Raw genomic sequence first — 17,470 nt, forward strand, 5'->3', positions numbered from 1 at the left:
TATTAGAGAGAGTTGACCGAAACTTTTTCCTGACCCTTTCTCATTATTGACAAATAGACTTTATCGCCTATTAAATTTACAAAAAGAATATAGTCGGGATTCTTATAATCGACTTCTAGTTTGCCTTTCATTCTTAAGCCTATTCCGATTTCTATTGACCTGCAATCAGCTTGTTTATTACCTCTATTAATGCATTCTACATAAAATTTTTTGAATTTTCTAGAAGATAATAATTTTTCTGCATCTTCGAAAATATTGGATAAGTCGCTTATCTTATCTATAGTAAAAATCCTACCTATACAAGAAGGAGGTGCTGAAATTATTAAACCGTAAGCCTCTAGTGGAGAAAGTTTAGAATAAATGAGGAATACATTTTGCTTAATCTCATCTATTTGCGCATTCTCATCTTTTATTAAAAGCCTATCAAGTATCTCGGCTTTACATTTCTTATCTTTTCCAGGTAACGTGGTAATAATCAGCTTAGGTTCCATATTGTTATTAAGCATAAAAATCAAATATAGAATATATGTTTAAAGTATTGCTAAGGGCTTTAGATAAATTACAACTGACAGAGAAGAAAAAAGTCGCCGTATTTGACGATATTGGTCCTTTAGATTTGGGATTTACAGAAATTTCATTATCTAAAGGAAGTGAAGACGAAATCCCATTATGGCTTGCACAACATTTAGAAAAGCAAAATCTCGTAAAAATTAATTCAATAACTACTGAAGAGTTAGGTAAGTTACTTTTTCAGGAAAAACAAAATTCCACAACTCCTGCATCGCTAGTAAAAACGTATCCGGATATTTATTTTAGAATAAAAAAACTTGAGGAAGAACTTAAAGCAAAAGGACTTGATGGATTGGAAGAATTAAAGAAAGTAAAAAGTATGGTCAATGAAATCTCATTAATTAGATTAAGAAAAATTATACAATTAGCATCTTTGAACATAAATGACCAAACACTTATAAGTAAAATGACAAAAGAAGAATATTTGGCATACTTAAGTATGAGAAAGATTATAACTTCGTTTTACGGTGATGTGATTGGAAGCTCAGCAAATTGATTTACCAACAGAGTTTGAGAACTTTATTAAGAATTTCAAGGATTCTTCAGGTAATTATAAATATATGAATCAATTGAACGAAATGATAGCTTATAGAAAGAAAAGTCTTTTGCTAGATTTTAGCGATATATATTCCTATAATGATAAGATAGCTACTGAAATAATTGCAAATCCTTTATATACACTCAAAATTCTAGACGAAAAGTTGCTTAAAATAATATCAGAAATAGATCCCACATATCCAGATGAAGTTGAAAGAGTGCATGTAAGACTAATTAATCTTCCAAGAACTATAGAATTAAGAAAGATAAGAAGTAATTATATTAATAAGCTGATTACAGTAGAAGGAATACTCACCAAGCAAACTCCAGTTAAGGAAAGAGCATACAAGGTTGTGTTTAAGCACGTCCACCCAGATTGCAATCAAGAATTTGAATGGCCAGAAGGAGACGAAGAAATGGACGAAATAATAAAAACACCAACTGTGTGTCCACTATGTGGTAAGCCAGGACAATTTGAAATAGTTGCAGAAAAAACTAAATTAACAGACTGGCAAAAGGTTATCTTACAAGAGAGACCAGAAGAAGTGCCACCTGGTCAATTACCTAGACAACTGGAAGTAGTGCTGGAAGATGATTTAGTAGATTCTGCTAGGCCTGGAGATAGGGTAAAGATAACTGGCATTTTACTAATCAAGCAGGATTCTATAGTAAAAAGAGGCAGTAGAGCGGTATTTGATGTATATATGAAAGCTTTAAGCATAGAAGTTTCACAAAAAGTTCTAGACGAGGTGGAAATAACAGACGAGGATAAAAAGAAAATTGAAGACTTAGCAAAAGATCCATGGATAAAACAGAAAATTATATCTTCAATAGCACCATCAATATTTGATCATTGGGAAATAAAAGAAGCAATAGCGCTAGCTTTGTTTGGCGGAGTTCCTAGAGTAATGCCAGACGGTACGAGAATAAGAGGGGATATACACGTACTTATAATAGGAGATCCAGGAACTGCAAAGTCACAAATTTTGCAATTTGCAGCCAGAGTTGCACCTAGATCAGTTTATACTACAGGAAAAGGCGCAACTGCTGCCGGTTTGACTGCAGCTGTAGTAAGGGAGAAAAACAGTGGTGATTATTATTTAGAAGCTGGAGCTTTAGTATTAGCAGACGGAGGAATTGCAGTAATTGATGAAATAGATAAAATGAGAGAAGAAGATAGAGTTGCCATACACGAAGCCATGGAACAACAAACTGTTTCAATAGCGAAAGCTGGCATTGTAGCAAAGCTTAATGCTAGAGCTACTATTATTGCGGCTGGTAACCCCAAGTTTGGAAGATACATTGCAGAAAGAGGAATTTCAGAAAATATTGATTTACCACCTACAATATTGTCAAGATTTGACTTAATTTTCATTCTAGTTGATAAGCCTGGTAATGAAGATCAGAGATTAGCAACTCATATTTTAGATATGCACGGTGGCAAGCCAGTAAAGGATATTATCCCTGTCGATTTACTCAAGAAGTATATAGCCTACGCCAGAAAGTACGTAAATCCAGAATTAACAGAAGAGGCTAAGCAGTTATTAGCAGATTTTTACGTTGAAATGAGAAAGAAGAGCAGTGAATCTCCAGATTCTCCAATACTTATAACGCCAAGACAGCTTGAGGCTTTGATTAGATTATCAGAAGCTTACGCCAGAATGGCACTAAGAAAAACTGTAACAAAGGAAGATGCTGAAAATGCTATAAATATAATGAGAATATTCCTAGAGAAAGTTGGGATCGACGTAGAGTCCGGGGCAATGGATATTGATACGATAATGACTGGCAAGCCTAAGAGTGCTAGAGAAAAGATGGTCAAAATTATGGAAATAATAGATACATTATCTGGATCTGAAGGTTGCGCAAAATTAAGAGAAATTGTCAAGGAAGCAGAAAGGGAAGGAATAGAAAGGCAAAGTACTGAAAAACTAATTTCTGATATGAAAAAGAGCGGATTAATTTATGAGGCGAAACCAGAGTGTTACAAGAAAGTTTAACTCCTCTTATATATAGTTTCTGGATACCACATTATCCATGCAGGAACTTGTTTTATTAAATCGTATGCTTCTTCCCATCCATTTAAGCCCAATTCCTTCGCTAATTCTTCTAAAGTCATCTGAGTCCTTACATATTTGTTCAAAATTTTTACTGTGTCATCGTTTATTTCTACTTCCCTACCAGTTGAAAGTTTGATTTTTATTGGTTCCATAGGCTTAACTTTTACGTTTAATATAAATGTTTTTTCATGGAGTCTCAAATGTTATGCATGATATTAGTAACGTCATTTACACCATAGAGATCCCATATTAGAATTGTTAATATTATAAGGGCAAATAAAACGCTAACTACTCCGAATTCAAATTGCTTTCTCTCAATTAGATATACCCCGATAAGCACCAGAGCAATTAATATTATCCCTGCATCAAGGTAAGTAACTCCTGCTGGAGCTCCTCCATTAGAATACGTTATTGGTGATATATAATAAGGTATTGCCAATACTCCCATTATGCCCATCATTATTAATACTATAAGTATTATTATAACATAACTGCTTAGAATTTCTGAGTAAAGCTTGTTAGTATTTCCCATACATAAACCTACCACGGAACACTTTTTATTTTTAATCGATATGCTACATTATTAGTAAGTATATGCATTATAAATGCTATTAGAATAATAAAAAGAAATTGATATAATTCGATATTAACGTGTAAAAGAACTAGCGCCAGAGAAGAGCCTAATACAAAGTCTAACTGATCTAAACCTAATGCCCTTCCACCTCTAGGAATATTTAGCCTCCTCTTTATAAATGCTCCAGTCATATCACCAAGCATTGCCGCCAATGATTCCACGAAGGAAATAAAAATCCAAGATACTCCCCAAAATCTAGCAATTATAACGCCTATGATAATACCAAAAGTTAAGGCAACAAGCAAGCCTTCAAAGGTCTTACCGTCTCCAAATATTCTTCTACCATCAAAGAAATTTTTATTAAAATCAATAGGATGGCCTCTCTTAACAAAAGGTGCAGAACCATTAGCGGTAAATGCAGGAAAATATATTACTAAAGCAATTAATAATTCCTCAAGCAACCTATAACGCCCCTTTCTGTTATTTTGAATTTACACTCTCTTAAATTACCTATTAAATAATTCTTGGTAACCCTTATTACGTCATCAGAAAAATATCTCATAAATTTCTCGCCACTAACTTTATTATTCATGGACATCTGCCACGTTATTATAACTTTTTTATACTTAGAAAACTCCTTAAGAAAAATTAAAGGATGAATTAAATCTACCGCCCTTCTACTTAATCTGTAGAAAGTATTAATGGAGTCTACTATAAGAAGCTCTGGTTGGAGTTGAATGCCTCGAATAATATTTTCTACTAGCTCGTCTGCACTATTTGCCTCCACAAAGAAAGTATTTTTATTAATAAGTGCCATGCTCTCTACTCTTGCTTCATACGATTTTCCTTGAGTGGAAATATATATTGAAGGCGTTATATCTTCAAGCACTTGAAGGGCTACAGCAGTCTTTCCACTACCCGCTACTCCATATAGCGAGACTAAGTTGCCATTCTTGAAAATAAATTCACTTAACTTACAATGCTTATATTCCACTAAGTATAATTTTTATTTGTGGGTATTAAAAAGGTAGCAATTAAGGTCAATAACCCAAGAATTTTTAGACAGCTCGTTCAAGAGCTAAGGAAGAGCGATCTAATTCCCACAGTAGATTCAGGAGACTTAACAATTTCAGATTTTGATAAGAATGCTGACGTTTTCATACAAGGAGAAGATGAAATAAAGAAAGCAATAACGTATTTACAATGCTTAAAACTAGGAAAAAGAAAATTTGATGAATTACTTATAGGAATAGATACAAATTCTCCTAAATTAACTGTAGTTATTCTAGGAGACGGAATAATAATAGATACATTAGAAGCTTGGATAGATGAAATTGAGGATATTATAGAAGAAGTAATATCAAAATATCCTTATAAGAGAATATACATAGGAGTAGGAACTGGGAACAAATACGGAGAACTTGTTTATAAATTACTAAGTATAAGGTTCCCATTTGTTAAAAAGGTTAATGAGAGCAGAACCAGCCTAAGAAATCCATATGTTAATATTAAGGATAAAGATGTTAGAGCAGCCTATATGATAGCCTTAAGGTCTACTAAATGTTAGTTAAAAAGGGAATAGATTATATAACTAAAGGACCTTGTAAGTTAACCGTGATAAAAGGAAGAATATTGATAAAAGGAATTGAAATTAATGAGAAAGAATATAAACAAATTAACGAAGAAAGCTTCAGTATTGTTCCAGAAGAAGAGTCAGAAATAGACACAGATTGCCAAATATTAGCGGAAATCCCTCATCTGGGCTGGGAAGAGTTAGCTTCTCAGATGTCCGGAGGAAAAGTTCTACTTTTAGGAAATACTGACTCTGGAAAAAGTTACTTTTCTGACATAATTCATAACATGAATAAAGATTCAGTAATTATAGATGCAGATGTCGGGCAGTCCAGATACTTGCCTACTTTTATATCATCAACAAGTGGAATTCTGGAGTTTTTTGGAGATATTTCTCCTTCTAGAAATTACAGACTTCACATAGAACTCTTAGGAAAAATTCTAGATAAAGAAAAACATTCTCTCACTATAATTGATACAGACGGATGGATAAGAGGATATAAGGCCTTTTTACATAAGCTCTACATGATCTATGAATTAGATCCAGATTTCATAGTTTCTTTTGACGACAAGATTGTTGGCTATTTTCCATCTAATATCAGAAAAAAGGTGATCATAGTGAAGAAAATTCCACCATTTTTAGAAAGAAGTAGAGCAAAAAGAATATCATATAGAATTTCAAAATATAAAAAATATTTCGAGAAAGCTTCTATAATAACCATTGAATATGAACAAGTATTAGGTAAGAAGTTAGCAGAAGGTCTGTTCGTAGGATTTGATGAGCCTTTACAGTTATTCTATGAGGAGCCTTGTAGCGGATATTTTATTGAGGAACTTCTAGGAGGGTTAGTGGGAATAGTAAATGAAGGAAAAATTGCTGGTGCAGGAATAATAAAAGAGATAAATCAAGATGGGGTTAAAATTCTTACACCAGTAAATAAAGTTCAAGGTGTAATTTTAGGTAATATAAGTTTAAATGAGGAATTTAAGGAGAGAAGAATAAGGTTTAGCAAATGTTAATTGCAATAGAAGGCATAGACGGTTCCGGAAAAACTACTTTGGCAAAAGAACTTAAGAAATGGTTAGAGAATGAGAAGAAAAAGAAAGTATTACTTACTGCTGAGCCCTTTACCGAAGAGATCTCAAAGTTAATTCAAGAAGAAGGATGGAAAGATCCAGTAACGCTTACTCTCTTATTTTCTGCAGACAGAGGAGTTCATGTAAATTGGATTATGAAACAAAATCAATACGACATTATCGTAACCGATAGATATTATTATTCTACCATTGCTTATCAAGCAGCAATGGGAATAGATAAAAACTGGATAATCGAAGTAAACAAGTTCTTTCCAAAGCCTGAACTTACGCTTTTGTTAGATATCCCGGCTGAAATAGCTATAACAAGAATTAAAAAAGATGACAAATTTAACTTTAAGGAGAAACTTTCTCTACTTCAAAAGGTTAGGGAAAATTACTTAGAAATTGCCAAAAATGAGAATTCCATAAAAATTATCAATTCTACTAAAACTTTTGAAGAAGTATTAAGCGAAGCTAAGAATTATGTTGAGGAACTAATTTCCTAATCCTTTCTATTGCATCTAAATATCTAATTATTTGAACCAACGTCTCACTATCGTAAGGGTCTTCCTTTATCTTTTTTGCGGTAGAATATAATCCTTCGACAAGAAAGTCCTCAACAGAAGTTAACATTATATCTTTCTTGACTTGTTTTTCTTCCTCGTCGCTCTTCACGATATAAACCTTACCATGAACTGGACATACCACATCTCCGTTCTTTAACCTAAATAAAGGAGACCCACAAACTGGACATGCTTCGCTTAGCATTGTAGCTCCTTGTCTCAATAGTTCCGCTGCTTTCTTAATGGAGTCGTCAGTCATTTTATACCCGAAATAATTCTTAATCTATTAGAGTAAAAAGTATATCTGGTGAGAAACCATGGCAACTCTTTATGACAATGAAGCTAAAATTAAACAAGCCGTAATCATTTTACAAAAAATAGTTAACGACACTAGCGTTCCAAGAAACATTAGAAGAGCCGCAACAGATGCTATAAGAAATTTGCAAGACCCTAATTTGAGTGCAGGAATTAGGGCTGCCAATGCAATTGGAATCCTTGAAGATATAAGTCAAGACCCAAACATGCCTACTCATACTAGAATATCTATCTGGAACGTAGTCTCAATTTTGGAAACTGTAAAGGACTAAAATTTTTTAAGCCTAATATTCGAATATTTAAGGTGCGGGGATGCCCGAGCTAGGACGAAGGGGGTAGGCTTAGGCCCTACTGGCGAAGGCCTTCGCGGGTTCAAATCCCGCTCCCCGCACCCTGGAAGTTCGTGTTAACTTCCTCCGGTTCTTCATACCACTTAACTCTTTCGCCAATTTTAGCCCTCATCTTCCACTTTAATGATTTAGGATGAGATTCTATCATTTCTCTTAATTTATCTAATTTAGGCAAGATGTTAGATGCATATGCATTTCCTTTCAAATATTCTTTCATTCTATCGTGATTTATTGTAAAAGTCTTATAAAAGCCCCAATCTTCAGATAAAAGTTTTGCAATATAATTACCATCTAATGTCTTATCTTCGTCCTTGTCACCTATCTCGAAGTCGTATAATAATGCGGCAATATCTTTCTTATCGTTCTCTGTAAGGTTAATTATTTGCATCTTAGTTAAAAGTAAATCTGAAGGAGGTATAGACGGATAATAGATTTTTAATCTATCTTTCAAAATTAATTTATGACACATTACAAATTCGTCCAAGAAAACATCAATTGTAGAATTTAATACTGGATCGTAAAACATTAATCTATTATATCCATGAAGAGCGTTAAACCTCTTATTAGGCTCCATATTTAAGCCTTCTAGTAATGAAGTAATTTCCTTCCTTTGAGATGAAAGGCCAAAGTAATCCGCATCCTTATATGTTCTAGAAAATAATTCACTTCCTTTTGGTGCTATTACTGCTACAGCAGCTCCTCCTATTAACCTTAACACTATTCCTTTTTCCTTAGCTTTTTCAACAACTTCTAAGGCTCTATTTATTAGAACGCTCTTTTCAACTGGAATTACATTACACCGGAATGAATTATGGTATTATGATAAAAATAATTTTACCTATAATTCAATTAAACATTAATCAAGAATAACGTGGATTTATTTAACATTTTTTAATTTTACCTATAAGAAAAGGCTAAAAATAACGAATAGGATTAGATACAGTGTGCAATGTATTAGTTACTAAAAAATTGCCTGGAAATTGGATAGATTATTTAAAAAGAGAATGTAATGTGACGCTATGGGAAGACATTTATCCGCCTCCAAAAGAGTGGATTTTAAATAACATAGAGGACAAGGATGGAATACTTATCACATTAACAGAGAAAATTGATAAAGAGATAATAGATCGTGCTAAAAATCTTAAAGTTATAAGCACGTATAGTGTCGGCTATGATCACATTGATATAAAATATGCAAAATCTAGGGGAATCATAGTAACTTATACTCCAGAAGTGCTTACAGATGCTACTGCAGACCTAGTTTTTGGATTAATACTTGCAGTAGCAAGAAGAATTTGTGAAGGTGACTCATTAATTAGGAAAGGAGAATGGAAAACTCCTTGGTACCCAACATTTATGCTTGGAACAGAGGTTCACGGTAAAACCTTAGGTATAATAGGTATGGGAAGAATAGGCAAAGCACTAGTTAAAAGGGCAAAAGGTTTTGATATGAGGATTATTTATAACAGTAGAAGAAAACACGAAGAAGTTGATGCAGAATATGTAGACTTAGACTACTTATTGGAAAATTCTGATTATGTGGTTATTACTGTGGACCTAAACGAGAGCACTTACCATTTAATAAACGAAGATAGGCTAAAGAAAATGAAAAGAAGCGCATTCTTAATAAATGCCTCTAGAGGCCAAGTAGTAGACGAAAAAGCGTTAATTAAGGCATTACAAGAAGGATGGATAAAAGGAGCTGGTCTAGACGTATTTGAAATTGAGCCACTGCCTAAAGATAGCCCTTTACTTAAATTAAATAATGTAGTTTTAACGCCGCATTTAGGTAGTGCTACTGTCGAAACTAGAGAGAAAATGGCAGAAATTGCTGTAAAAAACTTATTATTGGTACTAAAGGGTGAGAAACCAATATATGAAGTTCAATAATCTATTACAAAATTTTTACGATGCAAAGAATGGATATTATAGGCATTTAGCTATAATTTTAGGTAAAAATTATCTAGATAATACTATAGAGTTAATCAAAACTTACCTGCAAGTTAATAATAACCCTAAAATAGCATATGCTTTTCACCCTTGGGTTAATGGAAGCAAAGATAGATTATCTACTCTTAAAGAGACAATAATGACTAACGAGATCGTTGACATAGATTATTCGTCTTCAGAAAAGTACCTAGGTGAAAGCTTTGATTTAACAATTCTAGACGCAGTTGACGATTTTAGACCAAATTATATCTCAAGGCTAGTAGATTTAACTAGAGGTGGAGGTTTAGTAATAATTTACTCTGACGATATTTCAGATATTAATAAATTATATAAATTTTCGCTGACTAGAAATGGAGTTGTAAAGAATTTATTTGAAAATAGATTCATAAAAATGGCTATAAACTCTAGGGGAATAATTTTTGTCAAGGATAATGAGATTAAGTTTAAGCCTTTCTCCTCATTAGAGGTCTCAAAGCCTCATAAGAAAAGTTATGATAAAACAATCCCTAAAAGTTTGTACGACCTATGTCTAACTGACGATCAAGTCAAACTAATAAGGGAATTTGATTTTGTTTTAGAAAAAGGTAAAAGAATTCTTATAGTTACAGCTCCTAGAGGTAGGGGAAAGAGCGCAGGAGTAGGACTTGCACTATCCTTTTATGTAAAAAGGACATTATCTAAGCCTACTAACGTTATAATCACATCCCCTTCTTATTATTCATCACAAGCAATAATACAATTTCTTGAAGAAGGATTAAGAGCTTTAAAAATTAGGTATAAGAAAAAAATATCCAAAGAAGGAAAAATCATGAAAATATCAGCAGGAGAAGCTAATATAAAATGGACTTCTCCAGATTTGGCCAAAGATGAAAATGGAGATTTGATAATAGTTGACGAAGCAGCCGCTTTAGGAATAGAAAACTTAGAATATATAAGAAATTCATGGGATAAGATAGTCTTTATCAGTACTATTCAAGGCTATGAGGGATCTGGAAAGGCATTCATGAAATACATAAATTCTCTAGATAACTCTCAGATAGTAAAGTTAGATTATCCAATTAGGTATGCAAAAGGAGATCCTGTAGAGAAATTCATCTATAATGTAATGCTTTTAGACGCAGAACCCGAAGTTTATAGAAACAATACTCAATTCATGGAAATTACTCAGGAAGATTTATTCTCTAATGAAGAATTATTAAGGCAAATTTATGGAATACTAGTTTCGGCACATTATAGAAATTCTCCAGACGATTTAATGTTCCTTGGAGACATGGCTTTTCAGAGGATTTTCACCATAGGCTATAATGCTGTTGCAGAAATCGTAGAAGAAGGAGAATTAGATGAAACTACAGAAGATCATATACTTAACGGGGAGGAAAATGAAGGAAATTTAATACCTCACAGAATTATAAAGTACATGAGAATAAGAAATTTTGGAAAATTAAAAGGATGGAGAATAATGAGGATAGCAGTAACTCCAGAATTGCAAAATCAAGGCCTTGGAACCAAACTTTTATCTAATGTAGAAAAAATTGCGCTAAAAAATAATATTGATTGGATAGGTTCTTCATTCGTTGCTGATTATAAAGTTCTAAATTTTTGGATAAAAAATGGATTTAAACCTGTTTATCTTGCATCCAGAAAAAATGAAGGATTAGGAGGATATTCAGTGATTGTAATGAAAGCTTTAACCGAGAGGGCAGAAAAGTTTCTAGTCGAGTTAGGAAAATTATTGAAAGATAAGATTCTTAGAACCTCTCATCAAGTTTACTTTAACGTTAATCCAAGAATTTTAGCAAAAATACTGACTAATATAGAGTTTAAAAAAGAAATCGAAATTAATAGCACTTATGTAAGTAAAATTTATGCTTACTTAAATGGAAAAATACCTTATAATTCGGCCTCAGAAGCTATACATGCTATTGCTGAAAAATATTTTTACGACTTAAGTTTTAAATTAGACGAGGAAGAAGTTTCGGCAATAATAGCAAGAACTTTTCAAGGAAAAAGCTGGTCCCATTCCGCAAAGATGTTAGGAGTAAATAATCAAGAAGCTGAAAATCTGCTCAGGAGAGGAATTGAAAAGATAGTTAAAAAATATTATGGACAAGAAGAGAAGGATTACATAGAGCTTTAACTTTAACGCAGTTTAAACTTCATTTGTATAGAATATAATCAAAATATAACTTGCTTAAATTTAAGGAAACATTTTTAAACTATATAGTTTCTATAGTTTACTGCAATGAGCTCACAAAGGGATTTCTTATATATGGCTATAACTTTGGCTTTAATTACAATTACCTCAAGAGCTACAAATAACATGGTGACTACAACATTAGCACCCCTAGGAAAATATGTATTTGGATTCACTAATGTAATGGCGGGATTGCTCGAAGCGTTAATATATATGAGCACATTCATATCGACGTCTTACCTAAATCCCAGAATGAATGCTAGAGTAAGGAGAAATGCATTCATAGCGTCAAACTTGGCTATTGCCATAATTCTAGTTTTATATTATTTCTCTAATGCAGAATTAATATGGCTAATAACTCCTCTAGCAGGAATCTCTTTTGGATTAATATTACCTAATTTAATAACATCTGCCTCACTAGTTGAAGATAAAAAGACTGCAGAGAGGCTTTTAGGGTTATATTCAACAAGCTTAAGCATAAGCTTGATTATAGGGCCTTCATTAGAGACTTACATTCTTCATTTAACTGGGAGCTATAAAATGGTATTTCTAGCTTTTACGCCTTTAGCGCTAATAGGTGCAGGAATAGCATGGACCATAAAATTCCCTAATGTTAAGAGAGAAAAATATGGGCTATCAGCACTAAAGAATAAAGGATTCATAACCTCTGTACTTTCTATTACAACTTATAATGTTCCCTTTGCAGCATTTACAGCGTTCTTAACAATTTACGCAATAGAAAAATTTCACGTAAGTTCTGCAATAGGTTACTCTTCATATATTCCATTCTTTGCCTTATCATTCTTAACCAGAAGCTTTATGACTATTAGACCTTTTAATTCGCTTAAATATCCTCTACTGATTTCTATAATAATTACTGCATTTGGGCTAGGGTTCATGGTATTTGCACCTAGCTTCATGTCATTCTTAATAATGATGGCTTTACTTGGTATTCCTCACGGCTCAATATTTCCAATGTCAACAGTAATGATAGCTAGAGCTACAACGCAAGAAGAAAGAAATGCTATTAACTCATATTTCTTAGCATATAATAACATTTTATTTACGAGCATACCTGCAATAATAGGATTCTTATCGGAGTTCATAGGATTAGGATATTCAATGCTCTTATTAGAAATTCCAGTAATAGTTTCGGCTGTCATCTTCTTCGTTAAGTATTGGTCAGACCCTATTATTAATAGAAGATAAAAGAGATACAAATTCTTTAATTTCATCTAAAGCTTTTTGCGAATCATTTTCGCTTTTTCCCATTATAGCTATACTTTCATTTGATATGCAGTAAACTAATTTTGTACTACCATAATTTCCACAAATTTTAGTATAACCCCTTTTTAAGTTGCTTAAATTAACTTCTGCTAACTTACTATCAATAAAGATTTTCACGTTATCGCAACAATTAAAAACCTCGTGAGAAGTAGAAAGAGATAAAAGAAGAAACAGTCTGGCTAGCTTTCTCCTCTCATCGCTAAAAATTAAAGGAATAGATAAGTCCTTAAACTTCAAATAATTCTCCTCAACTAAAAACGGGAGTTCTACGCAGTCTTCTAATTTTCTCTCGTTGTTAAAGATTATTTTCCCATCCTTAATAAATACTGATTTCCCCATAAAATACAAGAATTTGTATCCTTCTTCCCAACAAATTTTCAATTTCCTTTCAGAAGACGTATTCTCTTCCCATCAAATACGAATATAAGCTCACCTTTAGATTTTACTTTCCTATCGCTTACTAAGATAACAATACTTCTCCCTAGTTCTCTCTTTAGCTTTAACAAGCTCCCTAACTTCAGAGAATCACTCTTGTCGGAAATAGATTTTAAGTCCCTTACTAATTCTACAGTTGAGTAAGAATCTGAAATCTTAAACACTTCATTGTTATCAAATTCTAGAATTTTACCGTCGTCGACTATGAATGTTATATCAACGTCCTTAAATTTCCTCAATAGATTATTTATAAATTTAAATAATACAAGATAATCAATATTCGAATTGAGATCGATTGCTACTAACGGCCTCATATCTAACATTACAGATTAATGGTATATATATTTTGCCATTATCAATCTTTTCAATTGTATACAATTTTATTCTGTAATACAAAGAAATTTTCCTTCATTCAACTTTATATAATACGTTATCTACATAAGAAATGAGGAAATATGTTTAAACATGTGTTAGTAGCCTATGATGGTTCGTCACATGCAAAAAGAGCATTAGAAATTGCAATAGATTTAGCAAAGAAATATGAGGCAAAATTAGACATTGTTGAGGTAGTAGACTCAACTGTATTTGCAGGAGCAGGAATAGCTCCAGTACCTGCGGACGTTATAGAATCAGTTTATAATAGAGCAAAGGCAGATATCGAAGAGGCTAAAAAGAAGTCTAAGGAAGGAGGAGTTGAGGCAGAAGGCGTTATACTAGAAGGCGATCCAGCAAGCGCAATCCTAGAATACGCAAATAAGAACAACGTAGATTTAATAGTTACAGGGAGTAGAGGACTTTCAACTCTAAAGAGAGTATTCCTAGGCAGCGTCTCAACTAGGCTTGTTCAGGAAGCTAAGATACCAGTAATGGTAGTAAAGTAAATTTTTTTAATTTTTATGTTATAGAACTTTTAGATAAAAATGAATATTACGATAATAGGTTCTGGACCTGCGGGCGTTTATTCAGCAATCGTCTCAGCTAAATTAGGGAACAAAGTTAAGCTAGTCGAAAAGAATGATAAGCTAGGAGGTACTTGCGTACTTTACGGTTGCATCCCATCTAAAGCAATGTTACACCCTCTTTTCTTGAAATATCTTGCAGAAGAGACCGGAAGAGAGCTTAATTTCTCGTTCAGTGAAATACAGAAAATTGCAAAAAATGTAGTAAATAGACTTTCTAAAGGAGTAGAGTACATGCTAGAATCCTACGGAATAGAAGTAATTCACGGAAAAGCTCAATTAAAAGGAGGTAACATACAAGTAGGAGGTCAAACAATTCCCTCGGATAAAATAATAGTAGCTACGGGAACAGAAAAACCTCAAATAGAAGGAACTATTGCTTCTGATGATTTACCTTACCTAGATAAAGAGTTTTCTAAAGTTCTAGTCATAGGCGGAGGAGCTGGGGGAGTAGAATACGCTTGGCTACTTAAGATGTCGGGGAAAGACGTAAGTATAGTAGAAAAATCTGATAGCTTGCTACCATATCTTGACGAGGATTTAAAGAAAGCCGTTACAGCTTATTTTAAGAAAATAGGAATCAAACTCTATCTATCTTCTGAGATCACTTTAGGCGATAAACCACGTATTGGAAATGAAGAATTACCACAACCTGACATTATACTTTATACATTTGGAAGAAAGCCTGCACTAGATGGATTCGAAGAATTACCACATGAAAAGTGGATTAAAGTAGATAAAAGAATGTACACTGGAGTAAATAATATCTACGCAGCAGGCGATATAACTGGTACTTTTACTGCTCATGAAGCAATTCACGAAGGATTTATAGCAGGATTAAATGCTTCTGGCGTAGAAAAATACTATAATCCAGAAGCAGTACCAAAGGTCATTTACACTGAACCTCAAATAGCATACGTAGGAAATACAAAAGGTAAATGTGTTAAAATTAATATGGCAGAAATACCTAGGGCGATAGCTGAAGGGTTAACTGAAGGATTTTTGAAAGTGTGCACAGAAGGTAAAAAAATAACTGGTGCAGTAGCTTTTTCTCATGACGCTGAAAATATTATTACATTAATTTCAATGTTCATAAATTACGGGATTGAGATAGATAAAGCAATTGACTTTATAGAACCGCACCCATCATATTTAGAGGCTGTATTTGAGGCTTTACTTAGACTCAACTCGTAATACATCCTCAACTTCGAAGATCCCACAGTCAGTAACTAGCCTTCCAAACTTATCTACAAATAAGGCAGTACATTCAACTTTTGTTTCGTCTCTTCTAGTTATAACTACTTTTTTATCCTTTATAGACAAATAATTATTAATTTTGCCTACAATTTCTTCAAAATCTTCCTTAAGAGAGAGATAATAGTCTATCTTTGATATTACATCGTTAAGCAGTTCGTCATTATTAACTTCCTTTCCAGTCTCCAATAAAATTGAAGTGGCTTTAATGTCAGGAGGAAATTCCTTAACGTTAGTATTTATACCTACACCTATAAATAGATCCGTAACATCACCAACATATATTGCCTCAATTAAAATTCCAGAAACTTTCTTATCATTAACAACTACATCGTTAGGCCAACGTATTTTTGCATCAAAAAATGAGGAAAGAGCTTCCCTCACTGCTAAAGACACTTTAAGTGTAGCTACTGGAATTTCTTCCGCATTAAAATTCTTCTTTACATAAGTAAACCATAATCCTCCTTTAGGAGAATACCAAGCTCTTTTATACCTACCTCTAGCTTTAGTTTGCTCTTCAGCAGTTACTAAAAAATCTTCATAAAGCATTGAAGAAATAGCTTCTGCAAAATCTTGTGTTGATGTTACTTTACTTAACTTAAATTTCAACATATTTTTTCACGTCATCTAAAGTCTTGATTATTGAGAAACCAGAGGCCTTTCTAGCTCTATTCATTATTGCGAAACCTATTCCTTTCTCTGGTACTCCTTCCATAACACCCATATCAACGTCTAATCTATCTAGCTTTCTAAACGAGTCAAACAGATTCTTTGCAATCTCGTAAAGGTTTTCCCTACTACCTAGAATTATTCTTGGCTCGTCAAAATCCTTAAAGTCCTCAGTAGTACAAAGTACAGCAACCTTATACTTACTTCTAAGCAATCTTACAACGTCCTTAAATATTGAGTAATTCTCTACTAGAAGAAGCTTTTTACTAGGCGCATAATGCCTATATTTCATTCCAGGAGCTAACGCTACTGTGAATTCCCCACCTTTTATTAGCTGTTCCGGAATGACTATTTCTGGCAAAAATTGATGCAACTCTTCTAGCGTAAATGGACCTGGCCTTAAAAGTACTGGTGGATTGACGGTCATATTTATGATAGTAGATTCTACGCCGAAGAAGGTGTCTCCACCATCAATTATAACGTCAACCTTTCCGTTTAAATCTGCTATTACATGCTCGGCTTTAGTAGGACTTGGTTTAGTAGCTAGATTAGCACTTGGGGCAGCTATTGGTACACCACTTTCTCTTATTAGTTGTAACGCTATTGGGTGAGCGGGCATTCTTACTGCAACAGTATCAAGTCCTCCAGTTGTTTCCTTAGGAACCTTGTCAGTTTTCTTTAATACAAACGTTAAAGGACCGGGCCAAACTTTTTGTGCCATATCTAAGACAATATCTGGAATGTCTTTTGCCACATCAAATAATTGGTTAAGATCTGCTATGTGAACAATTAACGGATTATCCATAGGCCTATTTTTAGCCTTAAAAACTTTTATCGCGGCCTCAGGATTATATGCGTCACCGCCTAAACCGTAAACCGTTTCAGTTGGAAAAGCTACTATTCCGCCTAGCTTTATGTATTTTGCAGCTTCCCTTATTTTATCTATCTCTGGATTTAGTGGATCTACTTTAAGTATTAGAGTCATCTCAAAAGACTCTTCTAGTTTAAAGAATTTTATAGTTATTCAAACTTTTAACCTTTCTAAACGATCTTAATACAATGATTTGATGATTAATGAGGTGATCGCTGACGTATGATGAAATC

Annotated in this window: 22 protein-coding genes and 1 tRNA gene; 12 read left to right on the forward strand and 11 right to left on the reverse strand. The window is 33.4% G+C overall.

Annotation, left to right across the window (positions count from 1 at the left end; all coding sequences use genetic code 11):
- Nucleotides 1-2: 2 nt before the first annotated feature.
- Nucleotides 3-506: a THUMP domain-containing protein gene (locus D1866_RS10285; protein ID WP_152939651.1), complete on the reverse strand. Its 504-nt coding sequence runs from the start codon at nt 504-506 to the stop codon at nt 3-5.
- A gap of 20 nt (nt 507-526) precedes the next feature.
- Between D1866_RS10285 and gins23 the strand changes: the two genes are divergently transcribed.
- Together gins23 and mcm are read left to right on the forward strand one after the other, a co-directional pair.
- Entirely contained in the window at nt 527-1,066 is a 540-nt protein-coding gene (gins23, locus tag D1866_RS10290; protein WP_152939653.1) for a DNA replication protein Gins23, read from the forward strand.
- Nucleotides 1,047-3,107: a minichromosome maintenance protein MCM gene (gene mcm, locus D1866_RS10295; RefSeq protein WP_152939655.1), complete on the forward strand. Its 2,061-nt coding sequence runs from the start codon at nt 1,047-1,049 to the stop codon at nt 3,105-3,107. Before gins23 ends, mcm begins: the two co-directional genes overlap by 20 nt.
- Here mcm and D1866_RS10300 read toward each other — a convergent pair.
- From D1866_RS10300 to D1866_RS10315, 4 genes are read right to left on the reverse strand one after another with little or no spacing between them, the layout of a single operon-like run.
- Entirely contained in the window at nt 3,104-3,319 is a 216-nt protein-coding gene (locus D1866_RS10300; RefSeq protein WP_013775329.1) for a hypothetical protein, read from the reverse strand. The genes mcm and D1866_RS10300 overlap by 4 nt on opposite strands.
- A 44-nt stretch (nt 3,320-3,363) precedes the next feature.
- The gene (locus tag D1866_RS10305) at nt 3,364-3,699 is read right to left on the reverse strand and encodes a hypothetical protein (protein WP_152939657.1); all 336 of its coding nucleotides are present in this window, start codon (nt 3,697-3,699) and stop codon (nt 3,364-3,366) included.
- Nucleotides 3,700-3,707: 8 nt separating this feature from the next.
- Nucleotides 3,708-4,202 carry a CDP-2,3-bis-(O-geranylgeranyl)-sn-glycerol synthase gene (locus tag D1866_RS10310; RefSeq protein WP_152939659.1) on the reverse strand — a complete coding sequence of 165 codons (495 nt, stop codon included), beginning with the start codon at nt 4,200-4,202 and terminating at the stop codon, nt 3,708-3,710.
- Nucleotides 4,184-4,735, reverse strand: coding sequence for a P-loop NTPase family protein (locus tag D1866_RS10315; protein ID WP_155861152.1), 552 nt, complete (start codon nt 4,733-4,735; stop codon nt 4,184-4,186). The genes D1866_RS10310 and D1866_RS10315 overlap by 19 nt, the downstream gene beginning before the upstream one ends.
- A gap of 18 nt (nt 4,736-4,753) precedes the next feature.
- Between D1866_RS10315 and D1866_RS10320 the strand changes: the two genes are divergently transcribed.
- The 3 genes from D1866_RS10320 to tmk are packed head-to-tail and all read left to right on the forward strand — an operon-like array spanning nt 4,754 to nt 6,896.
- Nucleotides 4,754-5,308, forward strand: a complete 555-nt coding sequence (locus D1866_RS10320; RefSeq protein WP_013775333.1) for a hypothetical protein — start codon at nt 4,754-4,756, stop codon at nt 5,306-5,308.
- Nucleotides 5,302-6,333 (forward strand): Clp1/GlmU family protein, encoded by a 1,032-nt coding sequence (locus D1866_RS10325; protein WP_152939661.1) that lies wholly within the window; start codon nt 5,302-5,304, stop codon nt 6,331-6,333. Before D1866_RS10320 ends, D1866_RS10325 begins: the two co-directional genes overlap by 7 nt.
- A complete protein-coding gene (gene tmk, locus D1866_RS10330; protein ID WP_152939663.1) occupies nt 6,327-6,896 on the forward strand; it encodes a dTMP kinase in 570 nt (189 codons plus the stop codon). The genes D1866_RS10325 and tmk overlap by 7 nt, the downstream gene beginning before the upstream one ends.
- On the opposite strand, the gene D1866_RS10335 is transcribed toward tmk, so the two are convergent.
- Nucleotides 6,865-7,212, reverse strand: a complete 348-nt coding sequence (locus D1866_RS10335) for an Sjogren's syndrome/scleroderma autoantigen 1 family protein (RefSeq protein WP_152939665.1) — start codon at nt 7,210-7,212, stop codon at nt 6,865-6,867. The genes tmk and D1866_RS10335 overlap by 32 nt on opposite strands.
- 58 nt (nt 7,213-7,270) lie before the next feature.
- Between D1866_RS10335 and D1866_RS10340 the strand changes: the two genes are divergently transcribed.
- The gene (locus D1866_RS10340) at nt 7,271-7,540 is read left to right on the forward strand and encodes a stationary phase-response protein (RefSeq protein WP_013775337.1); all 270 of its coding nucleotides are present in this window, start codon (nt 7,271-7,273) and stop codon (nt 7,538-7,540) included.
- Nucleotides 7,541-7,574: 34 nt separating this feature from the next.
- Nucleotides 7,575-7,659: transfer RNA gene (locus D1866_RS10345), tRNA-Leu, on the forward strand.
- Here the strand turns inward: D1866_RS10345 and D1866_RS10350 are convergent.
- Nucleotides 7,641-8,408, reverse strand: a complete 768-nt coding sequence (locus D1866_RS10350) for a hypothetical protein (RefSeq protein WP_155861153.1) — start codon at nt 8,406-8,408, stop codon at nt 7,641-7,643. The genes D1866_RS10345 and D1866_RS10350 overlap by 19 nt on opposite strands.
- A gap of 152 nt (nt 8,409-8,560) precedes the next feature.
- Between D1866_RS10350 and D1866_RS10355 the strand changes: the two genes are divergently transcribed.
- From D1866_RS10355 to D1866_RS10365, 3 genes are all read left to right on the forward strand, one after another.
- Nucleotides 8,561-9,508, forward strand: a complete 948-nt coding sequence (locus tag D1866_RS10355; RefSeq protein ID WP_013775339.1) for a 2-hydroxyacid dehydrogenase — start codon at nt 8,561-8,563, stop codon at nt 9,506-9,508.
- Nucleotides 9,495-11,705: a tRNA(Met) cytidine acetyltransferase TmcA gene (locus D1866_RS10360; protein ID WP_152939667.1), complete on the forward strand. Its 2,211-nt coding sequence runs from the start codon at nt 9,495-9,497 to the stop codon at nt 11,703-11,705. Before D1866_RS10355 ends, D1866_RS10360 begins: the two co-directional genes overlap by 14 nt.
- Before the next feature lie 105 nt (nt 11,706-11,810).
- A complete protein-coding gene (locus D1866_RS10365) occupies nt 11,811-12,971 on the forward strand; it encodes an MFS transporter (RefSeq protein WP_170254114.1) in 1,161 nt (386 codons plus the stop codon).
- On the opposite strand, the gene D1866_RS10370 is transcribed toward D1866_RS10365, so the two are convergent.
- Together D1866_RS10370 and D1866_RS10375 are read right to left on the reverse strand one after the other, a co-directional pair.
- Entirely contained in the window at nt 12,945-13,430 is a 486-nt protein-coding gene (locus D1866_RS10370) for a hypothetical protein (RefSeq protein WP_152939669.1), read from the reverse strand. The two genes, D1866_RS10365 and D1866_RS10370, sit on opposite strands and share 27 nt — an antisense overlap.
- A complete protein-coding gene (locus D1866_RS10375; RefSeq protein ID WP_231136323.1) occupies nt 13,427-13,798 on the reverse strand; it encodes a hypothetical protein in 372 nt (123 codons plus the stop codon). The genes D1866_RS10370 and D1866_RS10375 overlap by 4 nt, the downstream gene beginning before the upstream one ends.
- A 141-nt stretch (nt 13,799-13,939) precedes the next feature.
- On the opposite strand from D1866_RS10375, the gene D1866_RS10380 reads away from it, so the two are divergent.
- Both D1866_RS10380 and D1866_RS10385 read left to right on the forward strand, forming a co-directional pair.
- The gene (locus D1866_RS10380; RefSeq protein WP_013775344.1) at nt 13,940-14,365 is read left to right on the forward strand and encodes a universal stress protein; all 426 of its coding nucleotides are present in this window, start codon (nt 13,940-13,942) and stop codon (nt 14,363-14,365) included.
- 39 nt (nt 14,366-14,404) lie between these two features.
- Nucleotides 14,405-15,637, forward strand: coding sequence for a dihydrolipoyl dehydrogenase family protein (locus D1866_RS10385; RefSeq protein WP_152939672.1), 1,233 nt, complete (start codon nt 14,405-14,407; stop codon nt 15,635-15,637).
- Here D1866_RS10385 and D1866_RS10390 read toward each other — a convergent pair.
- Together D1866_RS10390 and D1866_RS10395 are read right to left on the reverse strand one after the other, a co-directional pair.
- Nucleotides 15,617-16,309, reverse strand: coding sequence for a biotin--[acetyl-CoA-carboxylase] ligase (locus D1866_RS10390; protein ID WP_152939674.1), 693 nt, complete (start codon nt 16,307-16,309; stop codon nt 15,617-15,619). The genes D1866_RS10385 and D1866_RS10390 overlap by 21 nt on opposite strands.
- Complete coding sequence (locus tag D1866_RS10395) at nt 16,296-17,351, reverse strand: L-threonylcarbamoyladenylate synthase (protein WP_152939676.1); 1,056 nt, start codon at nt 17,349-17,351, stop codon at nt 16,296-16,298. The genes D1866_RS10390 and D1866_RS10395 overlap by 14 nt, the downstream gene beginning before the upstream one ends.
- Nucleotides 17,352-17,470 lie beyond the last annotated feature (119 nt).

The organism is Acidianus ambivalens, from assembly GCF_009729015.1.
GTDB lineage: Archaea > Thermoproteota > Thermoprotei_A > Sulfolobales > Sulfolobaceae > Acidianus > Acidianus ambivalens.